At 46.5% G+C, this 26,204-nt stretch carries 22 protein-coding genes and 1 riboswitch; all 22 genes read left to right on the top strand.

What is annotated here, in order from left to right:
- The first annotated feature begins 37 nt into the window (after positions 1 to 37).
- The 22 genes from I6E26_RS04620 (at position 38) to I6E26_RS04515 (ending at position 25,757) form a co-directional block, all read left to right on the top strand.
- Positions 38 to 985 carry an aspartate carbamoyltransferase catalytic subunit gene (locus I6E26_RS04620; RefSeq protein ID WP_235320691.1) on the top strand — a complete coding sequence of 316 codons (948 nt, stop codon included), beginning with the start codon at positions 38 to 40 and terminating at the stop codon, positions 983 to 985.
- Positions 982 to 2,271, top strand: a complete 1,290-nt coding sequence (locus tag I6E26_RS04615; protein ID WP_235320690.1) for a dihydroorotase — start codon at positions 982 to 984, stop codon at positions 2,269 to 2,271. The genes I6E26_RS04620 and I6E26_RS04615 overlap by 4 nt, the downstream gene beginning before the upstream one ends.
- Before the next feature lie 15 nt (positions 2,272 to 2,286).
- Complete coding sequence (carA, locus tag I6E26_RS04610; protein WP_235320689.1) at positions 2,287 to 3,360, top strand: glutamine-hydrolyzing carbamoyl-phosphate synthase small subunit; 1,074 nt, start codon at positions 2,287 to 2,289, stop codon at positions 3,358 to 3,360.
- 3 nt (positions 3,361 to 3,363) lie between these two features.
- Positions 3,364 to 6,600, top strand: coding sequence for a carbamoyl-phosphate synthase large subunit (carB, locus tag I6E26_RS04605; protein ID WP_235320688.1), 3,237 nt, complete (start codon positions 3,364 to 3,366; stop codon positions 6,598 to 6,600).
- Between the two features lie 72 nt (positions 6,601 to 6,672).
- Positions 6,673 to 7,389 carry an orotidine-5'-phosphate decarboxylase gene (gene pyrF / locus I6E26_RS04600; RefSeq protein WP_235320687.1) on the top strand — a complete coding sequence of 239 codons (717 nt, stop codon included), beginning with the start codon at positions 6,673 to 6,675 and terminating at the stop codon, positions 7,387 to 7,389.
- Between the two features lie 8 nt (positions 7,390 to 7,397).
- The gene (pyrE, locus tag I6E26_RS04595; protein WP_235320723.1) at positions 7,398 to 7,973 is read left to right on the top strand and encodes an orotate phosphoribosyltransferase; all 576 of its coding nucleotides are present in this window, start codon (positions 7,398 to 7,400) and stop codon (positions 7,971 to 7,973) included.
- A gap of 107 nt (positions 7,974 to 8,080) precedes the next feature.
- Positions 8,081 to 9,553, top strand: a complete 1,473-nt coding sequence (gene uvrC, locus I6E26_RS04590) for an excinuclease ABC subunit UvrC (protein ID WP_235320686.1) — start codon at positions 8,081 to 8,083, stop codon at positions 9,551 to 9,553.
- Between the two features lie 71 nt (positions 9,554 to 9,624).
- A complete protein-coding gene (locus tag I6E26_RS04585; RefSeq protein ID WP_235320685.1) occupies positions 9,625 to 10,377 on the top strand; it encodes an SDR family NAD(P)-dependent oxidoreductase in 753 nt (250 codons plus the stop codon).
- A 77-nt stretch (positions 10,378 to 10,454) separates the two neighbouring features.
- Entirely contained in the window at positions 10,455 to 11,606 is a 1,152-nt protein-coding gene (locus I6E26_RS04580) for an MGDG synthase family glycosyltransferase (RefSeq protein ID WP_235320684.1), read from the top strand.
- A 71-nt stretch (positions 11,607 to 11,677) separates the two neighbouring features.
- A complete protein-coding gene (locus tag I6E26_RS04575) occupies positions 11,678 to 12,112 on the top strand; it encodes a hypothetical protein (protein WP_235320683.1) in 435 nt (144 codons plus the stop codon).
- Positions 12,113 to 12,123: 11 nt separating this feature from the next.
- Positions 12,124 to 12,438 (top strand): cell division protein FtsL, encoded by a 315-nt coding sequence (gene ftsL, locus I6E26_RS04570; RefSeq protein ID WP_235320682.1) that lies wholly within the window; start codon positions 12,124 to 12,126, stop codon positions 12,436 to 12,438.
- A 66-nt stretch (positions 12,439 to 12,504) separates the two neighbouring features.
- Positions 12,505 to 13,008 carry a S1 domain-containing RNA-binding protein gene (locus I6E26_RS04565; RefSeq protein ID WP_235320681.1) on the top strand — a complete coding sequence of 168 codons (504 nt, stop codon included), beginning with the start codon at positions 12,505 to 12,507 and terminating at the stop codon, positions 13,006 to 13,008.
- Positions 13,009 to 13,082: 74 nt separating this feature from the next.
- Positions 13,083 to 14,498, top strand: coding sequence for a tRNA lysidine(34) synthetase TilS (gene tilS, locus I6E26_RS04560; RefSeq protein ID WP_235320680.1), 1,416 nt, complete (start codon positions 13,083 to 13,085; stop codon positions 14,496 to 14,498).
- A 20-nt stretch (positions 14,499 to 14,518) separates the two neighbouring features.
- Positions 14,519 to 15,055, top strand: coding sequence for a hypoxanthine phosphoribosyltransferase (gene hpt / locus I6E26_RS04555; protein ID WP_235320679.1), 537 nt, complete (start codon positions 14,519 to 14,521; stop codon positions 15,053 to 15,055).
- Between the two features lie 80 nt (positions 15,056 to 15,135).
- Positions 15,136 to 17,127: an ATP-dependent zinc metalloprotease FtsH gene (gene ftsH, locus I6E26_RS04550; RefSeq protein ID WP_328227987.1), complete on the top strand. Its 1,992-nt coding sequence runs from the start codon at positions 15,136 to 15,138 to the stop codon at positions 17,125 to 17,127.
- Between the two features lie 81 nt (positions 17,128 to 17,208).
- Entirely contained in the window at positions 17,209 to 18,204 is a 996-nt protein-coding gene (locus I6E26_RS04545) for an asparaginase (protein ID WP_235320678.1), read from the top strand.
- 17 nt (positions 18,205 to 18,221) lie between these two features.
- Positions 18,222 to 19,187 (top strand): biotin--[acetyl-CoA-carboxylase] ligase, encoded by a 966-nt coding sequence (locus I6E26_RS04540; RefSeq protein ID WP_235320677.1) that lies wholly within the window; start codon positions 18,222 to 18,224, stop codon positions 19,185 to 19,187.
- Between the two features lie 51 nt (positions 19,188 to 19,238).
- The gene (locus tag I6E26_RS04535; RefSeq protein ID WP_235320676.1) at positions 19,239 to 20,006 is read left to right on the top strand and encodes a type III pantothenate kinase; all 768 of its coding nucleotides are present in this window, start codon (positions 19,239 to 19,241) and stop codon (positions 20,004 to 20,006) included.
- The gene (gene dusB / locus I6E26_RS04530; protein ID WP_235320675.1) at positions 20,003 to 20,959 is read left to right on the top strand and encodes a tRNA dihydrouridine synthase DusB; all 957 of its coding nucleotides are present in this window, start codon (positions 20,003 to 20,005) and stop codon (positions 20,957 to 20,959) included. The genes I6E26_RS04535 and dusB overlap by 4 nt, the downstream gene beginning before the upstream one ends.
- Before the next feature lie 74 nt (positions 20,960 to 21,033).
- Positions 21,034 to 22,431 carry an aminopeptidase gene (locus I6E26_RS04525; RefSeq protein ID WP_235320674.1) on the top strand — a complete coding sequence of 466 codons (1,398 nt, stop codon included), beginning with the start codon at positions 21,034 to 21,036 and terminating at the stop codon, positions 22,429 to 22,431.
- A gap of 2 nt (positions 22,432 to 22,433) precedes the next feature.
- A complete protein-coding gene (locus I6E26_RS04520) occupies positions 22,434 to 23,606 on the top strand; it encodes a cation diffusion facilitator family transporter (protein ID WP_235320673.1) in 1,173 nt (390 codons plus the stop codon).
- A 117-nt stretch (positions 23,607 to 23,723) separates the two neighbouring features.
- Positions 23,724 to 23,911, top strand: a riboswitch (cobalamin riboswitch).
- Between the two features lie 430 nt (positions 23,912 to 24,341).
- Positions 24,342 to 25,757: a GntP family permease gene (locus tag I6E26_RS04515; RefSeq protein ID WP_235320672.1), complete on the top strand. Its 1,416-nt coding sequence runs from the start codon at positions 24,342 to 24,344 to the stop codon at positions 25,755 to 25,757.
- Positions 25,758 to 26,204 lie beyond the last annotated feature (447 nt).

Below are 26,204 nucleotides of genomic sequence, written 5' to 3'. Positions count from 1 at the left end.
TATATGGCAGGATAGGAAATAAAAAGGAGTGATTGCTTTGGGAAAAAACAGCATGTCTCTCAGAGGCAGGGATGTTCTGGCTTTGGCCGACTTTTCTGCTGATGAAATCCAGATGATTCTGGAAACAGCCAAGGAAATGAAGAATATCATTCATCGTGATATCAAGAAGGTACCAGCCTTGCGGGGCAAGTCTATTGTGACTTTGTTCTACGAGCCAAGTACCAGAACCCGTTCCTCCTTCGAGCTGGCAGGCAAATATCTTGGAGCTGATGTGGTGAACATTACCGCTGGCACCAGCAGTATTGTCAAGGGTGAAAGCCTGAGAGATACCCTGTACACTGTGGAGGCCATGGGTGTAGACGCTATCGTTATGCGTCACAAGGCAGAGGGTGCTGCAGAATATGCTTCCAAGGTAGTTAGTCCTGTAATTATTAATGCTGGTGATGGTGCTCATGCCCATCCATCTCAGGGCTTGTTAAATCTTTTTACCATTATGGAAAAGAAAGGTCGCTTCCAGGGCCTGAAGGCAGCAATTCTAGGTGATATTAGCCATAGCCGTGTGGCTCGTTCTGATATTCAGGGCATGCGTAAGATGGGTATTGAAGTGCATTTGGCTGGCCCAAAGACCTTGATGCCTCGTTATCTCTTTGAGGAGGATGGCATCTATGTTCATGACCGCGTAGAGGATGCTATCAAGAACGCAGATGTAATCAATGTTCTGCGTATTCAGCTGGAGCGTCAGAAGTCTGGCTTGTTCCCATCTCCTAGAGAGTATGCCCGCATTTTCGGCATCAACGATGCCCGTCTGCAACTGGCTAAGAAGGATGTGTTGATTCTCCACCCTGGTCCAATGAATAAGGGCTTGGAGATTTCTCCTTTTGTAGCTTATGGGCCAAATTCCGCAATTCAGGAGCAGGTACAGAATGGTGTTGCTGTTCGTATGGCAATTCTGACTCATGCACTGACTGGAGGTAAGGAAGTATGAAAACATTGATTAAAGGTGGCCGGGTTATAGATCCAGCCAATGCTATAGACAAGATTGCAGATGTTCTGGTAGAGGATGGTAAAATCGCTGCTGTAGGTGAAAATCTACAGGCTGAGGGTGCTCAGGTTGTGGAGGCTGCAGGCAAAATTGTTTCTCCAGGCTTGATTGATATGCATGTTCATCTGAGAGAGCCAGGTCAGGAGGCCAAGGAAGATTTTGCTTCCGGTTCCAAGGCAGCAGCTGCTGGTGGATACACCAGAGTAGCTACCATGCCAAATACCAATCCTGTTATTGATACAGCAGCTCTGGTTAAGGCTATGCAGAAGCGGGCTGAGGAGGATGCTGTAGTACATATTGAGATTATTGGCGCAGTAACCAAGGGCCAGAAGGGTGAGGAAATGGCTGAGGTAGGAGATATGACAGAGGCTGGAGCCATTGCTTTCTCCGATGATGGTCACTTTACCAAATCTGCCAAGGTTCTGTTGAACTGCTATGATTATCTTCGTACCTTTGACAAGGTTATTATTAACCACGATGAGGAGCCATCTCTGGTTGAGGAAGGCGTAATGAACGAAAGCCATCGTTCTGCCATGCTGGGCATGAAGGGCCGTCCTACTGTAGCAGAGGATATTGCGGTAGCAAGAGATATTATGCTGGCAGAATATGCGGATGCCAAGGTTCATGTAGCTCATATCAGCTCTGCCCGGGCTGTGGATATTGTGCGTCAGGCCAAGGCAAGAGGTGTTAAGGTTACTGCTGAGGCTACCCCACAGCATATGACCATGACTGATGATTGTGTTGAGCTTTTTGACAGCTCCACCAAGATTAATCCTCCTTTGAGAGAGCAGAAGGATGTAGATGCAGTGCTGGAGGGCCTGAAGGATGGCACTATTGATTGCATTGTTACGGATCATTCCCCTCATGCTCAGGAGGAAAAGGATAGAGAGTATATATATGCTCCTAGCGGCTTCCCAGGACTGGAAACCGCAGTTGGCGTTATGATGACTGATTTGGTACACACTGGCAAGCTGGATGTGGCTACCATGATAGAGCGCATGACTGCTGCTCCTGCCAGAATCTTTGGCATTGAGGCAGGCAGCCTGGCAGAGGGTATGCCAGCAGATATTACCGTTATAGATCCTGAGCTGGAATGGACTGTGGATGCCAAGAAATTCTATACCAAGGGCTCCCATTCTCCATTTGTGGGCCGCAAGCTGAAGGGCCGTCCTGTTATGACCTTTGTTGATGGCAAAATGGTTATGAAGGATGGAGAGATTTTGGCATAATTCGGAGGTGTAATTTTGAAAGGCAAGCTTATTTTAGAAGATGGAAGTGTTTTTACTGGCACTTTGTTAAATAATATCAAGGCTACTGGCGAGGTAGTTTTTAACACAGGTATGACTGGCTATCAGGAGATTTTGACAGATCCTTCCTACTGCCGTCAGATTGTTACTTTGACCTTTCCGCTGATTGGTAACTATGGCGTGGCTGAGAAGTTCATGCAGTCCCGTCGCTCCTTTGTTAACGGCTTTGTTATTGGAGAGCTGTGTGATGAGGGCAGCAACTGGCAGCTGCAGAGCGAGCTGGCTGATTTCCTGACTCGTCAGGGCGTACCTTGTCTGTACAATGTGGATACTCGTGCTGTAACCCGTCGGATTCGTTCCGTAGGCTGCATGAAGGGTATTATTGTACCAGAGGATGCTACCAAGACTGAAATTGATGAACTCTTTGCTGTGCCTATCAAGAAGGAAGTTGTTCAGGAGGTTACTACCCCTGAGGTCTATAAGATGGAAAATGACGGCCCGGATGTAGTGGTTATGGATTTTGGCATCAAGCAGAATATCTTGAATTCTCTGCACAATCTTGGCTGTAATCTGACTGTAGTACCTGCTCATACCTCTGCTGAGGAAGTTCTGGCTATGAATCCAGACGGAATCTTCCTGTCCAATGGCCCTGGGGATCCAAAGGATGTACCAGAGGTTATTGCTGAGGTAAAGAAATTGATAGGCAAGAAGCCAATGTTTGGTATCTGTTTGGGGCACCAGCTGATTTCCTTGGCTTTGGGTGCCAATACCTACAAGCTGAAATTCGGCCATCGCGGCTCCAATCAGCCTGTTAAGAATCTGCTGAATGGCAGAGTACATATTTCTTCCCAGAATCATGGCTATGCTGTAGATGAGGAATCCCTGAAGAATCTGCCATTGGAGGTTACTCATATCAATGTTAATGATGGCACTGTAGAAGGCCTGCGTCATAAGACTCTGCCTTTGTTCTGCGTGCAGTATCATCCTGAGGCATCTCCTGGACCTGATGACAATATGTATTTGTTTGATCAGTTCTGGACCATGCTTACAGGCAGCAAGAAGGGGGAGTAATCAGTGCCAAAGAAGGAAAATATCAAAAAGGTTTTAGTTATTGGCTCCGGCCCTATTATTATCGGTCAGGCAGCAGAGTTTGACTATGCAGGTTCTCAGGCTTGCCGCGCCCTCAAGGAGGAAGGCCTGGAGGTTGTATTGGTAAATAGCAATCCTGCTACCATTATGACTGATACTCATATGGCGGATCGTGTATATATTGAGCCTCTGACTGTGGAGTTTTTGGAGGAGATTATCAGCAAGGAGCGTCCTGATGGCCTGTTGGCTACCTTGGGCGGTCAGGCTGGTTTGAATCTGGCTGTTAAGCTGTCTGAGCAGGGCATTCTGGAGAAGTACGAGGTTGAGCTTTTGGGTACTTCTCTGGAGGCTATTGAGCGGGCAGAGGATAGAGAGCTGTTCAAGGAAACCATGAACAAGCTGGGTGAGCCTATTCCAGAGTCTACCATTGTAGAGGATGTGGCTTCTGCTGTGGCTTTTGCCAACGAAATCGGCTATCCATTGATTGTACGCCCTGCTTATACTATGGGTGGTACTGGCGGCGGTATTGCCGAAAGTGAGGACGAGCTGATTGATATTGTTATCAAGGGCTTGAAGTATTCCATGATTGGCCAGGTTCTCATTGAGCGCAGTGTAGCTGGCTGGAAGGAAATCGAGTATGAGGTAATGCGTGATGGTAATGACAACTGTATTACTGTCTGCAACATGGAGAATTTTGACCCTGTAGGCGTTCATACTGGTGATTCCATTGTAGTAGCTCCATCCCAGACCTTGACTGACCACGAATATCAGATGCTGCGTAGTGCTTCCATCCGGATTATTCGCGAGCTGGGTATAGAGGGTGGCTGTAATGCTCAGTATGCCTTAGATCCTAATAGCAACCAGTATTACGTTATTGAGGTAAATCCTCGTGTAAGCCGTTCCTCTGCCTTGGCTTCCAAGGCTACCGGTTATCCTATTGCCAAGGTTTCTGCCAAGATTGCTATTGGCTATAGCTTGGACGAGATTACCAATGCTGTTACTCAGAAAACCAAGGCTTGCTTCGAGCCTGCTTTGGACTACTGCGTAGTTAAGTTCCCAAGATGGCCATTTGATAAATTCGTCTATGCCGACAAGACCTTGGGCACTCAGATGAAGGCTACCGGTGAGGTTATGTCTATTGACAGAAACTTCGAGGGAGCTATTCTGAAGGCTGTTCGTTCTCTGGAAATCGGCGTACATCGTCTCCATATGGACAAGATGGATGGCTGGAATGATGATAAGCTTATCAAGCATCTGTCCCGTTGCAATGATGAACGTATCTTCGTAGTAGCTGAGGCTCTCCGTCGGGGTATCTGCACTGTGGATGAGATTCACAATGTTACTAAGATTGACAAGTGGTTCCTGCGGAAGATTAAGCATATTACCGATGTGGAGAATGAGCTGAAGGAAGGGGTTATTACTCCAAAACTGATGTTGAAGGCCAAGGATGCTGGTTTGGCAGATCGTTCCATCGCTGAGGTGGCTGGCAAGACTCCAGATGAAATCCGTACCCTGCGCAAGACCATGAATATTCTGCCATGCTACAAAATGGTAGATACCTGTGCTGCTGAGTTTGAGGCAGCTACGCCATATTATTACTCCACCTTCCATGCTCAGGAAGATGAGGTGGATACCTCCAGCAAGCGCCGCAAGGTAATGGTTCTTGGTTCTGGTCCTATCCGTATCGGTCAGGGTGTAGAGTTTGACTATTGCTCTGTTCATTCCGTATGGGCACTGCGGGATATGGGGATTGAGGCTATTATTGTCAACAATAACCCAGAAACCGTATCCACAGATTTTGATATTTCTGATAGACTGTACTTTGAGCCTTTGACTGCCGAGGACGTACTGAACATTATTGACAAGGAAAAGCCAGAGGGTGTTATCGTTCAGTTTGGTGGCCAGACTGCCATTAATTTGGCTGGAGCTCTTTCCAAGGCTGGTGTCAAGGTATTTGGTACTTCTGTAGATGATATTGACCGGGCAGAGGATAGAGAGCGTTTTGATGAGGTATTGACTCAGGCTCATATTCCTCGTCCAAAAGGAATTTCTGTTACCAGCCAGGAGGAGGCTATTTCCGGCGCAGCAGATATTGGTTATCCTGTTATGGTGCGTCCTTCCTATGTACTGGGCGGCCGTGCTATGGAAATCGTTTACAATGAGGACGAGCTGAGAGATTACATGGGCAGAGCTGTGCAGGTAACCCCGGATCATCCTGTTTTGGTAGACCGCTATATGCAGGGTACTGAGGTAGAGGTAGATGCTATTTCCGATGGCATTGATGTGGTTATTCCTGGTATTATGGAGCATGTAGAGAGAGCCGGCGTGCATTCTGGTGACTCTATTGCTGTATATCCACCACAGACCTTGTCCTCCAAGGTTATTTATACCATTATCGACTATACCAAGCGTCTGGCTGTAGGCCTTCATGTTAAGGGCCTGATGAACATTCAGTACGTTGTGGTAAATGATGAGGTTTATGTTATCGAGGTAAATCCGCGTTCCTCCAGAACTGTACCATTCCTGAGCAAGGTTACTGATGTACAGATGGTGGATGTGGCAACTCAGGTTGCTCTTGGTGCATCTCTGAAGGAGCTGGGCTTCCATTCCGGCTTGGTACCACCAAAGCCTTATGTGGCTGTAAAGGCACCAGTATTCTCCTTTAACAAGATGGCTGATGTAGATATTTCCCTTGGGCCTGAGATGAAGTCCACTGGCGAGGTAATGGGTATTGATTATCACTATGCTCGTGCCCTTTACAAGGCTATTACTGGTGCAGGTATGAACATTCCTCTCAATGGCTGTATCCTCTTTACTGTGGCCAACAAGGACAAGGAAGAGATGAAGCAGCTGGCCAAGGCTTTCTCTGAGCTGGGCTTTAAGCTGGTAGCTACTTCCGGTAGTGCCAAGGCTATTCAGGAAATGGGTATTGATGCTGAGGTTGTTGGCAAGATGCATGAGCGCAGTGCAGATATTATCCAGATGATAAAGAAGGGCTCCATTCATATGGTTATTAACACCATGACTCAGAACCAGGGTAAGAATGTTGCTAACGATGGTTTCAAGATTCGTCGTGCTACTGTTGAGCATGCCATTCCTTGTCTGACTTCTCTGGATACTGCCTGGGAGGTTTTGAGAGTTTTGTCCTTTATGCGGGAGCGCCGTTTGGTTTACAGCCTGGCTATTCAGGATTATGTAGGCGGTGGCGACGAACTGGCTTAATAGAAAAATAGAATGTAAATGGCAGGGGGTGCTGTCTCAAGGGGCAGTCCTCTGCCTAATATGGAGGATAAAATGGCTGATGATCGTTTGATTGTTGCATTGGACTTTCACGATATAGATGATGTGGTTGCCTTGGTAGCTGAGCTGGGAGACAGTGTAAGCTTTTACAAGGTTGGCATGGAGCTGTTCTATAGTGCCGGTGCCGAGGTGGTTCCTTTTTTGAAGAATCACAACAAGAAGGTTTTTTTGGATTTGAAGCTCCATGATATTCCTAATACCGCTGCTGAGGGCTTGTGTTCCTTGATGTTCCAGGGGGCGGATATACTGAATGTTCATGCCTCAGGTGGTTATACCATGATGAAAACTGCTGTGGATAGACTTCATGCCTTGGCTGAGAAGAAGGGTATGCCTTGTCCTAAGCTGATTGCAGTAACTATTCTCACCAGCATTAACGAAGAGGATTGGGCTGGTCTGGGTATGCAGTGCACTATTCGTGAACAGGTAGTTCGTTTGGCCAAGCTGGCCAAATCTGCCGGCATGGATGGTGTAGTAGCATCTCCACAGGAGGCTGCTGCTATTCGTGAAGCCTGTGGTCCTGGCTTTATGATTGTAACTCCTGGTGTGCGTCCAGCAGGGGCTAGTGTGGATGATCAGAGTCGTATTGCTACGCCAGCTGCTGCTCTGGAGAATGGTGCCAGTCATTTGGTTATTGGCCGTCCTATTAGGGCAGCTGAGAATCCAAAGGCGGCAGCAGAGATGATTTTGAAGGAAATGGAGTGTGTAAAATGAGTGACGCTATGAGTGAAAAAGAGGTTGAGGATCTGCTGATTGAAACCAGCGCTATTATGGAGGGGCATTTCCTGCTGACCTCTGGTTTGCACAGCCCACGTTATGTAGAAAAGTTCAATGTATTGCAGAAGCCTGTATATACTGAGAAGCTGTGCCGTGCTATGGCAGAGAAGTTCAAGGATGCTAATATTGAGACTGTAGTTGGCCCTGTAACCGGTGGTATTCTGCTGGCTCATGAGACTGGCAAGGCTCTGGGTACCCGTGCTATATTCACTGAGAGAGAAAACGGCAAGATGACCTTCCGTCGTGGTTTCACACTTCATGAAGGTGAGCGTGTCCTGATTGTAGAGGATATTGTTACCACTGGCGGCTCCATTCGTGAGGTAATTGATGTTGTCAAGGAGCATGGCGGTATTCCTGTAGCTGTTAGCATGCTGGTAGACCGCAGCGGCGGTAAGGCAACCTTTGGTGATGTACCAAGCACTGCATTGCTTCATATGGATGTACAGACCTACAAACCAGAAGAGTGCCCACTGTGCAAAGCTGGCATTCCAATGACCAAAAGAGGCAGAACAGGAAAATAAGAAGTTCTACTTAAAACTTAAATGCATAAAACCACCGGACGGAAATCTTCTGTTTGGTGGTTTTTTAGAAGTCGAAAAATATTAAAGGCTTAGAACAGGAAGATATTATGAATGAGGTTATAGAGGAAAAATTACAGCTTCTGCCGGAGCGGCCAGGGGTTTATTTGATGAAGGACAAGGCTGGCGTTATTATTTATGTTGGCAAGGCTGTTATTCTCAAAAATCGGGTACGGCAGTATTTTCAAAATAATCACCAGCATGCTCCCAAGGTTAGGGCAATGGTGGAGCGGATTGAGGATTTTGAAATCATCATTACTGGATCTGAGGTAGAGGCTCTGATTTTGGAGTGCAACCTTATCAAGAAATATCGTCCCAAATACAATATCAGTCTCAAAGACGATAAGATGTACCCCTATTTAAAGGTTACAGTACAGGAAAAATATCCTCGGGTTTTTATTACCCGCAAGGTGCTGGAGGATGGAGCCAGATATTTTGGACCTTATACAGATGCCACGGCCTTGCATAGATGTTTGCGGCTTTTGAAGAAGATGTTTCATTTTCGTATCTGTCGGCATTTGAAGGAGGGGCAGTCCTGCTTGGAGTACCATATCAAGGGCTGTCTGGCGCCCTGCATTGGTCAGGTGGACACAGAGGAATACAGAGCTATGATCGGCAAGGTCTGCCTGTTTCTGGAGGGAAAAACCAGACAGGTTGAGATTGACTTGAAGCAGCAAATGGAGGAGGCGGCGGAGGCACTGAAATTTGAGCAGGCTGCCCGTTTGCGGGACCAACTGCAGGCTGTCCAAAAACTGGCCAAGATGCAGCAGGGGATTATTCGCCGTGAAAGAGAAGAAGGTGTGAACCGCCTACAGCGGGTTTATGACCAGACCACAGGGGCAGTGGAGGAGCTGGGCCGCTATCTTGGCTTGAAAAAGGCTCCTTACCGCATGGAATGCTTCGATATATCCCATATGCAAGGCTCAGAAACTGTAGCCTCTATGGTGGTTTTTGAAGGGGGCGTAGCCAAAAAATCCGATTACCGCCGTTTCAAAATTCGCAGTGCTGAGGGTAAGCCTGATGATTTCAAATCCATGCGGGAGGTTACCACCAGGCGTTATGGTGCCCCTGATGCAGAAATGCCTGATTTGATTGTTATTGATGGCGGCAAGGGACAGCTAAGCTCTGCTTTGGAGATTATTCGGGGAGCAGGGCATCTTTTGGTGCCTGTGGTAGGCTTGGCCAAAAGGGAAGAGGAAGTCTTTCGGGAGGGAGAATCAGAGCCGGTGATTCTTCCTAGGGATAGCCAGGCTCTTTTCCTGATACAGCGGATACGAGATGAGGCTCATAGATTTGCCATTACCTATCATCGCAGGTTGCGAGGCAAGCGCAATATGGTGTCGGTGCTAGACCATATTGAGGGAATTGGCCCCAAAAGACGGCAGCTGCTCTATGAACACTATGGAGAGTTGGAAAAAATCAAGGAAGCCTCTGTGGAGGAAATGGCAGGCTTGGATGGTATGAATCGTCCGGCAGCAGAGGCTGTATATAATTTCTTTTTGGCGCAAAGGAATTTGCGTTAAAAGGAATTGATTAGGTTGCAGAAATAGCTGTAGACTAAATTGGATAAATTAAAGGAGTTGTGGAGGCCTATATGGGACAGGTAGTGTTAATTAGCGGAGGTACATCTGGAATTGGCAAAAGGTCAGCGGAGCTTTTTGCCGCAGGAGGCTATCAGGTAGCAATTTTGGGCCGGGATGCAATCAAGGGACAGCAGGTGGCAGAGTCCTTGCAGCAGTCCTATCCTCCAACAAAAATACTTTATATACAGGGGGATGTGTCCAAGGTGGAGGATTGTGCCAAAGCCGTTGCTCAGACGGTGCAATGGGGTGGCTCTCTGGATGTACTGATTAATTCCGCAGGCAGATATTTTGAAAAGGCTTTGGAGGATGTTACTGAGGAGGATTTTGATGCCATGGTAGGCATAAACCTCAAAGGAACTGTCTTTATGACAAAATATGCTGTGCTGCAGATGAAAAAGCAAGGTGCAGGCAATATTGTCAATATCTCCTCTGATGCAGGTATTCATGGCAATATGCTTTGCAGCAGCTATTGTGCCTCCAAGGGAGGAGTCAATATGTTTACCAAGGCTATGGCCTTGGAGCTGGGGCCTTATGGCATACGCATCAATGCGGTATGCCCGGGAGATGTGCTGACACCATTGACAGAGGCTCAGCTCAAGCAGTATCCGGATAGGCAGGCGGCTTTGCAGGAAATGGCTTCCGTTTATCCTCTAGGCAGGATTGCTACCGTGGATGAGGTGGCAGAGATTGTTTATTTTTTGGCTGGCAGCAAGGCTTCCTTTGTTAATGGCGCTCTTTGGAGCGTTGATGGAGGTCTAACTTAATAAAATATACAAGATGGTTGTTGATATATAAGTTCCTTATGTGCTAAAATTAACAGTAAGGGATTCGAGGTGAGGTTATGGGAAAGAAATTTTTGATAATTACAGCGTCAGTTGGCTCTGGCCACGAAAAAGCAGCAGGAGCTATAGCTGAAGGTGTCAGAAAATCCTTTCCACATGCTCGCTTGGATATAGTTGATTTTATGAGCTGGCATACATCTGCTGTCAATGCTTTGATGAAAGGCTGTTATCTGAAAATGCTGGCTATGGTGCCCAATCTCTATGAGTTTATGTATCAGTTTACAGCGGGTAAGAGAAAGGGGGGCTTTATTCAGCTGCTTATGGCCTATGCCATGTCTATTTCCATCAAGAATTTGCTGCGTAGATATGAACCCGATGTAATAATCTGTACCCATCCTTTTCCCGCAGAGGCGGTTTCACATCTAAGTGAAAGATGGCGTAGAAGGTTTTTATCCGCAGCGGTTATTACAGATTACTCAGTGCACCAGATGTGGATTTGTCCCCATATGGATTTGTATTTTGTAGGCTGTGATTTTATGGAAAAACAGCTAATAGCAGATGGTATTAACCAGAGTACCATACATGTTACCGGCATTCCTGTGGCCCAATGCTTTCAGCATGAGCTGAACAAGGTTCAGTGTCGCCAGAAATTGAATCTGGCCCTGGAGAAGCCTGTGGTGCTTATGATGGGAGGAGGCCTTGGCCTAGGCCGTATTGCTTTGGCTTTGGAGCAGCTGGAGATCATAGGGGAGTCTTTGCAGCTGGTGGTGGTAGCTGGACGGAACAAGGAACTTCTGCGTAGGGCAGAAGCCGCTAGACAGCATTCTCATCATAAAATTACGGTTTATGGTTACACTGACAAGATTAACCAGCTTATGGGAGCGGCAGATGTACTGCTGACGAAGCCGGGAGCCTTGACCTTGACAGAGGCTATGTCCTTGGGCCTGCCTATGCTTTTGCATGAGCCTATTCCAGGACCGGAGACAGACAATGCCAGATATATGTCAGGCTGTGGTGTTGCTATTTGGCTTCATGCAGGCGATAATGTAGCCTATATACTAAGACAGCTTTTGGGAGATAGAGAAAAATTGGCAGCTATGGGAGAGGCTGCTAGAATAGCTAGAAAGCCGGAGGCTGTAAAAGAAATAGTGGAAGTCATCAAAGAGAATATGGATTTGTCCAATTATGGGTATTGGAGTGATTTGGATTGACACTAAGTAAATTAAATAAAAGAAAAGACGGTATATTCATTTGTCCAGAATGTAATGGAGACTTGGTTTATTTGCCGGGAGGTCAGATAAGGATTGTTGCTGGCAAGGTAGATTATGATAATATAAAGCCTAAGCTTGTTTGTACGAAGTGTGGCGAATTTTATCGAGAGCTTATGTATACAGGTTATTTTGATGTATTTAAGGCTACGGAGGAGGATATATCCTTAGCCAAAAAGCAGAATGGTGATAATAATGAAAAGAATCAGAGAAAACAGGTAAAGAAAACAGGAGATATTGCTCCAGTACGGCTAAAACGGGATGCCAACAATCAGGCAGAATGTCCTCGCTGTGGTGCCAAAATGAAATATTTGGAACCAGAGACTGCTAAGATAGTTAATGGACGAGCAGATTTTTCGGATACAGTGGCAAGATTTCGCTGTGACGAATGTGATTCTCTGTATAGACAGATTGCTTCTACAGATTATTATCAGTGGAGTGAAAAATAGGAGAAAAGCAAGTGAAAGACGGTAGAGTACAAAATACTAAAAAACAAAAAATTGGAGGCCTTAGCCTGGGCTGGTTGTTAGTGACTTTGTGTGTCCTAATTTATGGTGTATATGTAATAGGTGATAAGGCTATGACTATTAGCCAGCTGAATGGTGATATGGACCAGGCACGTCTGCGCCTAGAGGAGGCTCAGAGGGAGAATCAGCAGCTAAAGGACGAGAATGCCAGTCTTTCTGATGATGCTTATATAGAAAAATTGGCTCGGGAAGAGCTGGGTATGACTCGCAAAGGTGAAATTCCTTATATCTATGCTGAGAATAAATAATTGACACTTGGTACAATATAAGGGTATAATGACGATTAAGTTAATTTTTGAGGAGGAAGAAGTATTTTGTCCATTGAAGTTGGGAGTATTGTTGATGGCGTTGTTAGCGGCATTACAAATTTTGGAGCTTTTATTAATCTGCCGGAGAACAAGGTTGGCCTGGTGCACATTTCAGAGGTAGCAGATGTCTATGTAAAGGATGTTAATGATTTTCTGAAGGAGCAGGACAAGGTCAAGGTTAAGATTTTGTCTGTGGATGACAAAGGCAAGATTGCCCTTTCCGTAAAGCAGGCTCAGGAGAAAAAGCCGGAGGAACGGCCACAGCAGCGGGAGCAGAGAAGCTTCAATGCCCGTCCTCAGCGTGAGAGTGGCGCACCTATGCGTCATGAGGGATTCCGTGCATCTGGCGGTGATTTCCGTCGCAGCAACAGCCGTTTTGGCGGTGGCAGCAATGCTTCCTTCGAGGATAAGCTGTCTCGTTTCCTGAAGGATAGTGATGAGCGCCTGACCGATCTCAGCCGCAAGACTGATAGCAAGCGCGGCGGTCGTGGTGGCGGACGCAGAAGATAAGGGCAGATAGATGATGCAAAGGAGCAGCCTCTTAGGTGCTCCTTTTTAATTTTCAAAGACTTGAGGAGGAAATTATGGATTTTTTAAAGACATTTTGTCAGAATTGGCAGAAGAAAATCGCTTTGTCTCCTCATAGCATGGTGATAGTAGCCTGCTCTGGCGGTATAGATTCTTTAGCTTTACTGGATATGCTGTGGCAGATGAAGGCAAGGCTCCAGATAGAGGTAGCTGCAGCACATTATGAGCATGGTATCAGAGGAGAGGACTCACTGGGAGATGCGGCCTTTGTTCAGGAATTTTGCCGTCAGCAGGGAATTGCCTTTTATTTAGGTTCTGGCAATGTACCTTTGGAAGCCAGTCAAAAAAATGAATCCTTGGAAACAGCAGCTAGAAGAATGCGCTATGGTTTTCTTTATGGACTTCGGGACAAGCTGATGGCAGAGGAGGCTAGGGGAGTATATATAGCTACAGCCCATCACGGCGACGATCAGGCAGAAACCCTTTTGATGCATTTGCTAAGGGGCAGCGGTATTCGTGGTTTAGGTGGAATTAGAAGCCGTCAGGGCTGCCTTATCAGGCCCTTGCTTTTTGCCAGAAAGAGTCAGCTGACAGCCTATTGTCAGACAAGGGAGTTAACCCCAAGACATGACAGCAGTAATGATGAATTGGAGTTCCTGCGAAATAGGATTCGTTTGGAGCTGCTGCCTTTGCTGGAGCGGGAATACAATCCAGCTTTGACAGAGGGACTGTGTCATTTGGCAGAGCTGGCTGCCCAGGATGAGGATTTTTTACAGGCTAATGTAAAAAATGCCTGGGAAAAGCTGGTACACCAGGAAGATAATGGTTATAGGTGCAGCTGTCTGGAGCTAAAAAGACTGCCGGAAGCCATTTTGGGCCGTCTTATGCAGAAAATGGCAGGTGAGCTGGCTGGGGATAGACAGCTTTCCTATCGGCAGTTGGAGGATATAAAGCATCTGCTGGAGATAGAGCGTACAGGCAGCAAATTGGATTTGCCCTACGGTTTGCAGGTGAAAATTTCCTATAAATTTATATATTTTTATAAAAAAACCATTCCATTTTCAGAAAATAATGTTACAATGGATAACATGGATAGCTATGAGGATAAACACTCCATGTATCTGTCTTTACCAGGAGAGCTGAAGCTGCCAGATGGCAGGCTGATTAGAGGTTATTTGGCAGATGCGTTGCCAGATATATTGCCAGAGGGGGCAATATATGGCGATGCAGATAAATGTGTATTTCCCATAGAGCTTCGGCATCGCCAGCCGGGGGATAGAGTTAGATTGTCTCAGGGAAGCAAGAAGCTAAAGGATTTTCTGATTGATGCCAGAGTTCCCCGTCAACTGCGGGATGAGCTGTGGCTGGCAGTCAGTCAGGGAGAGATTTTGTGGCTGGTGGGTAAACGACGGTTTGCTCATGCCCTGGCAAGTGAGTCAACAAATAAATATTTTATTCTAGAAGTAAAATAAATTTAAAGGAGAATGTAGGCATGTTAGAGGATTTGGCAAGTGTAATGTTTGATGAGGAAGCATTGAAGGAAAAATGCAGAGGGCTGGGGCAGCAGATAGCCAAGGACTATGAGGGCAAGGATTTGCTGGTTGTGGGTATTCTCAAAGGCTCTGTAATGTTTTTTGCTGATTTGACCAGAAATATAGGCATTCCTTTGCATATAGATTTCATGGTGGCTTCCAGCTATGGCAATGGTACTGAAACCAGTGGCAAGGTGAACATCAAAAAGGATCTTAGCGTAGATATCAAGGGACGCCATGTGTTGTTGGTGGAGGATATTATTGATTCCGGCATTACCATGAGCCAGCTAAAGGTAGAGCTGGCCAAGAGAGAGCCAGCCAGCTTGAAGCTGTGTGCATTGCTGAGCAAGCCTTCCCGTCGTAAGGTAGATGTGGATATAGACTATTGCGGTTACGAGGTGCCAGATGAGTTCCTGGTAGGCTATGGATTGGATTATGCTGAGAACTATCGCAATCTTCCTGTTATTGGCGTGTTGAAAAGAGAAATTTATTCCTAATTGTGGAAATATAGAAATAATGCTATAATTAGTATTCGTGAAGGTTTAGCGAAATAACCTTTGCGGGAGGAGGTTTTCCATTGGATAAGTTTATGAAAAATGTGGCATTGTATTTGCTGATAATTTTTGTCGCAATTTCTGCCATTGATTTCTTTTCGCAACAGCAGCAGCCTAAGGTTCAGGAAATGCATTATACGGATTTCATGAAACAGGTTGAGGATGGACAGGTGTCCAAGGTAGTGCTGGTAGAGAATGTCATTAAGGGTACATTGTCTGATGGCACTGAGTTCAAATCTGTTATGCCAGGTTTCCCTTATCAGGAGGATAATCTGGTAGACAAGCTGCAGGCAAAGAATATTGATATTAAAGCGGAGAATCCGCCAGAACCACCTTGGTGGTCCAGCTTGATTTCTTCTCTGCTGCCGATTGTACTTTTGGCAGCCCTGTGGTTCTTCTTTATGAATCAGACTCAGGGTGGCGGCGGCAAGATGATGTCCTTTGGCCGCAGTCGTGCCAAGGTTAGCGGTGGCGACAAGGTAAAGGTACATTTCTCTGATGTTGCTGGTGCTGATGAGGCCAAGCAGGAACTGGAAGAGGTAGTAGAGTTCCTGAAGCATCCTAAGAAGTACAATGAGCTTGGTGCCAAGATACCAAAGGGCGTATTGCTGTTTGGCCCTCCAGGTACAGGTAAAACCCTGTTGGCCAAGGCTGTAGCCGGTGAGGCAGGGGTGCCATTCTTCTCCATCAGTGGTTCTGACTTTGTGGAGATGTTTGTAGGTGTAGGTGCTTCCCGTGTTCGTGATTTGTTTGATCAGGCCAAGAAGCATGCTCCTTGTATTGTCTTTATCGACGAGATTGATGCCGTTGGCCGTCAGCGTGGCGCTGGCTTAGGCGGCGGACATGATGAGCGTGAGCAGACTCTGAACCAGATGCTGGTTGAGATGGATGGCTTTGCAGCCAATGAGGGTATTATCATTATTGCTGCTACCAACCGTCCTGATATTCTTGATCCAGCTTTGCTGCGTCCAGGTCGTTTTGACCGCCAGATTGTGGTAGATCGTCCTGATGTAAAGGGTAGATTGGCCATTCTGAAGGTACATATCAAGGGTAAGCCAGTGGACAAGAATGTGGATTTGGAGGTGTTGGCACGGAGAACACCGGGCTTTACTGGTGCAGATCTGAGCAACCTGGTTAACGAGGCTGCTTTGCTGGCAGCTCGTCGCAACAAGAAGTCCATCTTTATGTCTGAGCTGGAGGATTCCATTGAGCGGGTTATGGCTGGTCCTGAGCGCAAGTCCAAGGTTATGAGCGACAAGGAGAAACGTCTGACTGCATATCATGAGGGTGGTCACACCTTGGTAGGTATGCTGCTGCCAAATGCAGATCCTGTGCACAAGGTTACGATTATTCCTCGTGGTCGTGCTGGTGGCTATACCTTGATGCTGCCAAAGGAGGATCGCTCCTATGCTACCAGAGGGGAGCTTTTGGATAAGCTAAAGACCTTGCTGGCAGGCCGTGTGGCTGAGGAGGTTGTACTGAAGGAAATCAGTACCGGTGCTCAGAATGATATTCAGCGGGCTACTCAGATGGCTCGCAGTATGATTATGGAATATGGTATGAGCAAGCATCTGGGGCCTATAGCCTTTGGTGATAGCAGTGATCATCAGGTATTCCTTGGTCGGGATTTGAACAACCAGCGGAATTATTCCGAGGAGGTTGCTTCTGATATTGACCGGGAGGTACGGAAGCTGATTACTACTGCTTATGAGGAGTGCCGTATTTTACTTTCTGACAATATTGACAAACTGCATGATATTGCAGCTGCCCTGATGGATAAGGAAACTTTGGATGCTGAGGAGTTGGAGGAGATTGTAGGCTTTGGTAATGTTACCAAGAAGGAGCCTGCAGAAAAGGATGATCATCACGACGATGATGACACTACTACTCCCTTGCTGATACCTGTAGAGGAGCCAGCAAAGAATGAGTCTGCAGCCAAGGAAACAGCCAAGGAGGCTGTACCAGTGGATGTGGCTAATCCAGAGCCAAATCTGAATACATCAATCAAGGATTAAGATGGAACATTTAGGGGACTGTGATTACAGTCCCCTATTTCTGCTTTTTTAAGGTAAAAATACAAAGAGGGGGATTTTGTTGTGAGCGAGATTATTCTGGAATATACCCGTGGGGGCCATGTGGAAAACATTCATCGTGCCGATGTGGTGGCTGTGAATACCAAGGGAGAAATTCTCAAAGAGGTAGGCAATGGAAAACTGCCTATGTTTTGGCGCAGTGCAGCCAAGCCATTTCAGGCCTTGGCCTTTGTCAAAAACGGTGGCATGGAGAAATATGGCCTGACGGAAAGAGAGCTGGCTCTGCTGGTTTCCTCCCATAGTGGCGAGGGCTTTCATGTGGAGCTGGTTAAGGGAATTTTAGACAAGCTGGGCTTGACCACTGATGCCTTGAACTGCGGTGCAGCTCGTCCTATGAGCGGCAAGGCCAATGTGGAGCTGATTAAGCAGGGAGAAAGGCCACAGGCTGTGCACAATGCCTGCTCCGGCAAGCATTCCCAGATTTTGGCTTTGTGTCAGATGATGGGCTTGCCTATTGAGGGCTATATTAAGCCAGACCACCCAGCAGAGAAGATTATTTTCCAGCATGTAGCTATGGCTTCCTGTATGCCAGAGGACAAGCTGGAAATAGGTATTGATGGCTGTGGCGTGCCAGTATTCTATCTGCCTTTGGATCATATGGCCAGAGCCTATGCCCGTCTTGGTTCTCCTGCTAAGGGAGACTGGGGAGAGTATGAGGCAGCAGCCCTGCGCATTCGCAATGCTATGGCAGAAAATCCAGATGCCTTGGCTGGTACAGGCCGTATAGATACTGCTATCTCTCAGATTACCAAGGGCAGAGTAATTGCCAAGATTGGTGCCGATGCTGTGTACTGCATGGCCGTTAGAGATGAGGATATGGGTATTGCCTTCAAGGTGGAGGATGGCAGTTATGGAGCTGTTAATCCAGCAGTAATGGCTGTGTTGAAATATATGGATATCCTTACCAAGGATGAATATGAGCAGCTGCAGGCCAAGTATCCGCCAGTATTGAAAAATCATCGTGGTGACATTATCGGTACCATAGAGTATAAGCTGTAAGCCAAAGGAGGCATTATATGCGTTCCAAAATTTTGGAGCTTCTGCGTTCCAAGCATGGAAACTGTATTTCAGGGGCTGAAATAGCCAGTCAGCTGGGGGTTTCCAGGACCGCTGTATGGAAGCATATCAATGAATTAAAATCTGCAGGGTATCATATAGAAAGCAAAGCCCGCAGCGGCTATTGCCTGCTGGAATGCCCTGATAAGCTGCTGCCAGAGCTGGTAAAGCACAATCTGTCTACCAGTTTTATGGGGCAGAATGTTATTAGCTATGAGGATATTCCCTCTACTAATAACGAGGCAAAGGTATTGGCTGCTCAGGGAGCTGTTGAGGGAACGGTAGTTGTCAGCGAAGCTCAGAGCACTGGCAAGGGCCGTTTGGAGCGAAGCTTTTTCTGTCCAGCTGGAGGCTTGTGGTTTTCTGTTATCCTTAGGCCGGATTTTTTGCCTCAGGAGGCACCAAAATGTACTCTTATGTCGGCAGTGGCAGTAGCCAGAGCCATGCGGGATATGGGGCTGGATGCTGGCATCAAATGGCCTAATGATATATACTGTCAGGGCCGCAAGCTGACAGGTATTTTGACAGAGATGAGCGGGGAAATGGACAGAATCAATTATCTGGTAGTGGGAATCGGTATTAATGCCAATATTCCCCTGGAGTCCTTTCCAGAGGATATAAAGGACAAGGCTGGCTCCATGTCAGGTATTCTGGGCCATGATATTGACCGGGTAGTTTTTCTGCAGAAGATATTGACCTACATGGAAAATCTCTATGTAGATGTATTGAAAAACGGCTTTGACTGGGCTCTGGACCAGTGGAGAGAATACTCCATTACCCTGGGACAGCTTATTGATGTTGTGGGGGTACAGGAAAAGTTTGCCGGAGTGGCTGAGGATATTGACGAGGACGGAGCACTGCTGGTGCGGACAGATACAGGTTTGCGGCGGGTTCTGGCTGGAGATGTGTCCATTCGGCCGAGATAATAGTTTTTTACAAAAATAAATCATGGAAAGCAAGATGATTTGGGGGATTTTATGCTCTTAGTAATAGATATTGGCAATAGTAATATTGTTATGGGTACTTATATTGGCAAGAAGCTGCAGCATCATTGGCGTATTTCGACAGACCGACAGAAAACCAGTGATGAATATGGACTGTTGCTGGAAAGCATTTTCAAGCATCATAATTTTGGACTGGGGGATATTGACGATGTTATTATCTCCTCAGTTGTACCGCCTTTGATTATTCCTATGGAAAAAATGTGTGAGCGGTATTTCCATCTGCGGCCATTGGTGGTAGGGCCTGGCATCAAAACCGGTATCCGCCTGAAATATGAGAATCCTAGGGAAATTGGTGCAGACCGCATTGTAAATGTAGTAGGTGCCTATGAGCAATATGGCGGTCCCCTGATTGTTATTGATATTGGCACAGCCACTACCTTTGATGTGGTGGATGCCAATGGAGATTTTTTAGGCGGTGTGATTTCCCCTGGTCTAGGGACTCAGGCAGAGGCCTTGTTCCAACGGGCGGCCAAGCTGCCAAGGATTGAATTGGTAACTCCAAAGACTATTATCTGCCGCAATACAGTTAATGGTATGCAGGCCGGCTTGATTTTTGGTTTTGCAGGCCATATTGATGCCATTGTACACCGCATCAAGAAGGAATATGGCGGTGAGATGCAGGTAGTGGCCACCGGGGGATTTGCCAAGATGATTGCCAAGGAATCTACCACTATTAATAAAATAGATTATTTTCTCACTCTAACTGGTTTGCGTGTGCTTTATGAAAGGAATCATGGATGAGGATAGGCAATTTGGAATTTGCGTATCCGGTTTTTCTGGCTCCTATGGCCGGAGTAACTGATACACCCTATAGAATTTTGGCTAGGGAAATGGGCTGTCCGCTGGTGTATTCAGAGATGGTTAGCGACAAGGGAATTAACTATCGCAATGAGCATACTCTGAATATGCTGAAAACAGAGCCAGAGGAGCGGCCTATGGCCATGCAGCTATTTGGTGCTGAGGCAGATAGTGTAGCCAAAGCAGCAGAATATGTAGCTTCTCTGAATTGTGCCGACATTCTTGATTTTAATATGGGCTGTCCAGCCCCCAAGGTGGTAAAAAACCATGAGGGCTCTGCCATGATGCGGAATCCGGAGAATGCCTATCAGGTACTAAAGGCCTTGGTAGGGGCTGTGGATATGCCGGTAACGGTGAAAATGCGCCTTGGCTGGGATGACAAGAGTATTAATATTATGGAGATGGCTCAACTGGCTCAGGAGGCAGGTGTCAAGGCTATTGCCATTCATGGCAGGACCAGGGAGCAGTTTTACCGGGATCACGCAGATTGGGAAATTATTGGTCAGGTAAGACAAAAGCTGAATATTCCAGTTATTGCCAACGGAGATGTGCGTACCGTACAGGATTTGGACAAAATCCGTCAGGTAACAGGCTGTGAAGCCGTAATGGTGGGACGGGCGGCTCAGGGAAATCCTTGGATATTCCGTCAGCTAACGGAATACTTGAAAACAGGTAAAATTTTGCCGGGGCCTACCATTGAGGAGCGGAAGCAGGTGATTATCCGCCATTTGGATATGCTGTTGAAGTTTAAAGGCGATTATATTGGGCCAAGGGAAATGCGGAAGCATGCTACCTGGTACACCAGAGGAATTAAGGGCAGTGCAGAGCTGCGTTGTCTTTTTAATCAGGCTGTCAGTCGGGATGATTTTTTGCGTATTCTGGACAAAATGAAATAAGCCTGCAATATGGAGAAGGGGCAGCGGCCTGTGGAGCTGCTGCCCATAGTTTTATGAAACCGGAGGGTTGATACATGGAAGAGAAGAAAGAAAAAAAGGAAAAGTCCGTATGGAATAATTATACGGCTGAGGAGAAGCAGGAGCTGTTTCAGCTGAATGAGAGCTATAAGGCATTTTTGAGCCAGTGCAAGACAGAGCGGGAAAGCACTGAGGAAATTGTTCGTCAGGCTGAGCTGAAGGGCTATCGCAATCTGCAGGATATCATCAAAAACGGGGAAAGCCTTAAGGCTGGGGACAAGGTTTATGCTACCTGCATGAAAAAGGCTGTAGCCATGTTTAATATTGGCAGCCGCAATCTGGAGGAAGGTATGTCCATTCTTGGTGCCCATATTGATACCTGTCGTCTGGATTTGAAGCAGAAGCCTCTCTACGAAGCTGATGGCATGGCTTATTTTGATACTCATTATTACGGTGGTATCAAGAAATATCAGTGGGTAACGCTGCCTTTGGCTCTCCATGGTGTTGTGGTGAAAAAGGATGGTACTGTTGTTAAAATCGTTGTAGGTGAAAATGAGGATGATCCTGTTTTCTGCGTTACAGATTTGCTGATTCACCTTTCCCAGAAGCAGATGGAAAAGAAGGCTACAGTAGTTGTTGAGGGTGAGGATTTGGACATTCTCATAGGCAGCCACCCATTAGAGGGGGAGGAAAAGGAGGCTGTTAAGGCGGCCATTTTGAAGCTGCTGGAGGCCGAATATGGCATTGAAGAGGATGATTTCCTGTCTGCGGAGCTGACTATGGTGCCTGCTGGCAAGGCTAGGGATTTAGGCCTTGACCGCAGTATGGTTCTGGCTTATGGCCACGATGATAGAGTATGCGCTTATACCTCTTTGGCTGCTATGCTGGAAGTGGATAAGGTGGAGCGTACCTCCTGCTGTCTGCTGGTGGACAAGGAGGAAATTGGCAGCGTAGGTGCCAGCGGTATGCAGTCCCGTTTCTTTGAAAATATGGTGGCAGAGCTGCTGCATGCTCTAGGTGGATACAATCCACTTTCCAGCCGTCGTTGTCTGGCTAATTCCTGTATGCTTTCCTCTGATGTAAGCTCTGCCTTTGACAGTCTATATGCCAGTGCTTATGACAAGAAGAATTGCGCATATCTGGGCAAGGGCATGGTGCTGATGAAGTATACCGGTGCTAGAGGAAAGTCTGGCTCCAATGATGCCAGCGCTGAATATCTGGGCCGTTTGAGAGCTATTCTGGACAAGCATAATGTAAAGTTCCAGACTGCAGAGCTGGGCAGGGTAGACCTGGGCGGTGGCGGTACCATTGCCTATATTATGGCTCTTTATGGTATGAATGTTATTGACAGCGGTGTAGGTGTTCTTAGCATGCATGCTCCTTGGGAGGCTGTCAGCAAGGTGGATGTTTATGAAACCTACAAGGGCTACAAGGCATTTCTGGAAGAGATTTAACAATGACACAGCTATTAATCAAACGCTTTGTGGCAGATTGTGACAATGTAAACAAGCCAGCTGTCCGGAAGGCCTATGGCCTTCTCAGCGGCGCTGTAGGGATATGTGTCAATCTGCTGCTGTGCACCATGAAGCTGATTACAGGCTATATCAGCGGTTCTGTAGGCATTATTGGTGATGGTATCAATAATCTATCCGACGCAGGCAGCTCTGTTGTTACCATGTTTGGCTTGAAGCTTTCCGCCAAGCCTGCGGATGAGGAGCATCCCTATGGTCATGGCCGCATAGAATATATTGCGGCTATGATTATTGCCGGGGTAATTTTTCTGGTAGGCTTTGAGCTGATAGCTACCTCAGTGCAAAAAATCATGGCTCCAGAGCCAGTAGAGCTTTCTCTGGCCACGATTCTTGTTATGGTGGTATCCATCTGCTTCAAGCTGTGGCTGGGGGCCTTTAATCGTCAGCTAGGAAAGAAAACGGATTCACCGGTTTTTGCTGCTGTAGCAGCAGATAGCATGAGTGACTGTATTGCCACCTCAGCGGTTATTATCTGTCTTATCATCTATGGACTGACGGGCTATAATCTGGATGGTGTGGCTGGTATTATTGTGGGCCTGTTTATTATGTACAGCGGTTGGACTGCTGCCAGTGAAACACTGCAGCCTATTCTGGGGAAGCCGGCAGATAGTCAGCTGATTCAGAAGATTATTCAGCTGGCCTTGGAGGACAAACGTATTCTGGGCGTCCATGATGTTATGGCTCATAGCTATGGACCAGGCAATGTTTTTGCCTCTGTGCATATTGAGGTGCCATCTACCCTTACCTTGATTAAGGCTCATTTTATTGCCAATCATTTGGAATATGTGCTGGAACAGAAGCTGGATTTGCAGGCTACAGTTCATGTAGATCCCAAGGTGGTAGGCGATGCCAGGTTTGATGCCATTGCAGAAACCTTGAATCAGATTTTACAGGATATTGGGCCAGAGCTGAGTATGCATGATTTGCACATTCTCCACGGCAATATGCTTTTGTTTGACGTAGTGGTTCCCTATAGCTTTCCTCTTTCCGATGAGGAGCTGGAGAATTGGATAAACAAAAGGCTGCAGGCCAAGGAGGCGCTCTATAAGGCCGTAGTCAAGATAGATAGAGGGGCTACACCGGAGCCAGTCCAGTAAGGGGCAGGTATTTAGAATACATGTATACAAAATTTGTTCAATATATTTTGGCCAAAAGGTTGACAGCTTTAATTGGAAGTGTTAACATAGTGCCATAGGTTAAATGAACCTGCTAACTGAATATTGATTGGAACAGGTGCCTATATGCGAGAGCATAGGCCTAACAAGAGAAGCTGGTACAAGCCAGCACGGTCCCGCCACTGTAACAGGGAGCGAAACCACATTTATGTCACTGGAGTAATCTGGGAAGGCGTGGTAGAGCGTAGATCTGGAGTCAGGAGAACTGCCTGTTTAGCAATCACCGTTAGACCTGCGAGTGATGGGGATGGGGATTTTAGCTTTATTAATTATGGTTAAAAAAAGTCCTGACCTAGGAGAAAGGTCAGGACTTTTTTTGCATTGCTCATACATTTCATTCATGGTTGCCGGTGCAGTTTGACACCGCACTTGTGCACGGGGGCTTTGGGGCGCGTTTCCAAAGCCCGTTTATTTTTCATTGTATAATAAATCATACATATTATACAATAAATTGCGCATAGTATAATAACTAAAAGTTATAATTTTTGGTTAGTGATAATAAAATAATATCATTTGCTATTATTGTTAACAGGTGTAAATCAGGGCCTTGACAATTGTATGGCAGACTGATATTAATATAGAGGCTGGTTGTTTTAGGGATTGAATTTCCGGCTGTCAAATGTATATTATTTAGGATTATAGGGGGAAAGAATTTTAATGGACACAGCAATAATTTTTGTTGCACTAATTGGTTTGATGGTTATGGCCTATAGAGGCGCATCCATCATTTTGATTGCACCGGTATTTGCCGTAGTTGCCGCATTGGGCAGTGAGCATGCTTCATTGCCAATCTTCAGTGAGCTTTATATGACCAAGGCTGCTGAGTATTTGAAGAACTACTATCCAATTTTCCTATTTGGTGCTGTATTCGCCAGACTGATGGAAAAGGGTGGCATGGCTGCCTCTGTAGCAGGTAAAATTATTGAGATTTTGGGCGAAAAGCGTGCTGTTTTGGCAGTATTGCTGGGCTGTGGTGCTTTGACCTATGGCGGCCTCAGCGTGTTCGTTGTTGCTTTCGTTATGTACCCTTTTGGTGCTGTTGTATTCAAGAAGGCTGATATTCCAAAGAGATTGCTGCCAGCAGCTCTCTGGATGGGTATCTTCTCCTTCGCAATGGTTGCTATGCCTGGTACACCACAGATTCAGAATATTATCCCATCCTCCTACTTTGGTACTTCCACCTGGTCTGGTATGGGAATTGGTATTTTTGCTACTTTGATTTTCCTGTTTATGGGTTGGGCTTGGATTTCCTTCCGTGCAAAGCGCTTGAAGGCTCAGGGTGAAGGCTATGGTAAGCATATTGAGTATAGCCAGCGTCGCCACAAGATTCCAAATCCAGATTGGAAGGTTTCTGTAATCCCTTTGATTTTGGTTATTGTTTTGAATGTTTTCCTGTCTAATCCATTCCATTGGGATTGGGCTTTCCACTGGGATGAAAGCTCTTTGGAGAGCTTGGCGCCAATGCATATTAGCTTGCTGGCTCATTCTGTAGCCAAGATTTCTGCTGGTTGGTCCATTACTATTTCTTTGATTATCAGTAGTATTGTGGCAGCTATTATTGCTCGTCGTCACCTGCGGATTACTGAGGGCATGATGTCCACCATTAACGGTTCTGCTATTTCTTCCTGTAGTGCTGTCCTCAACGTTGCTTCTGGTTATGCTTTTGGCTGCGTTGTTGTAAGCTTGGGTGGTTTTACTGTTATCAAGGATATGCTGCTGAATTTGGATTTTGGCGGCGGTCCATTGTTCTCTGCTGTATTGACTACCAATATTATGTGTGGTTTTACTGGTTCCGCTTCCGGCGGTTTGACTATCGCTCTGTCCATGCTGGGTGATCAGTGGGCAGCTATGGCTGCTCAGGCTGGTATTCCTTTGGAGGTACTCCATCGTATCGTGGCTATCTCCTCTGTAGGTATTGATCCAGTACCACATTGCGGTGCTTTGGTAACCATGTTGGCAATCTGTGGTCTGAGCCACAAGGATTCCTACGGTGATATTGCCGTACTGATGGGTATGAAATTCCTGGTACCATTCCTGTGCGTAATCTTCTATATGATTACTGGAATTGCATAAAGATTAGTAATATAAAAGCTGTACGCGAGTTTTGCGACTTGTGTACAGCTTTTTTAGGTTGTAAAATTCTGATTTGTCGAGATGCCTATCTCTCCCTAGTATCATAAATATAAGTCGTTATGTCAGTGGGTTCTTGAAATACAGCCTGCGGTCATGGCGACTTTTGCTCTGTCCGACTTAATGGCCCTAACTGAGGGTTTATCCTAACGCAGTAATACCGCTTGTCGCTGAGCCAATTCACAGAGACCGTAATGGTAGAGAGTGCCACCGGGGCCACTTTTGCTGCTCAAAAGCAGGAGTCTCCCGACGCAAAAGTGTCATGCCCCTCCGGCTGTTGTCGAATCATCGTGATTTATCGATGTTCTGTTCTCCTGATACAGCCTGCGGTCATAACGACTTTTGCTCTGTCCGACTTAATGGCCCTATCTGATGGTTTATCCTGACGCA

The organism is Anaerovibrio lipolyticus (genome assembly GCF_021531495.1).
Lineage (GTDB): Bacteria > Bacillota > Negativicutes > Selenomonadales > Selenomonadaceae > Anaerovibrio.
This window is presented reverse-complemented; position numbering and strand designations above follow the sequence as displayed.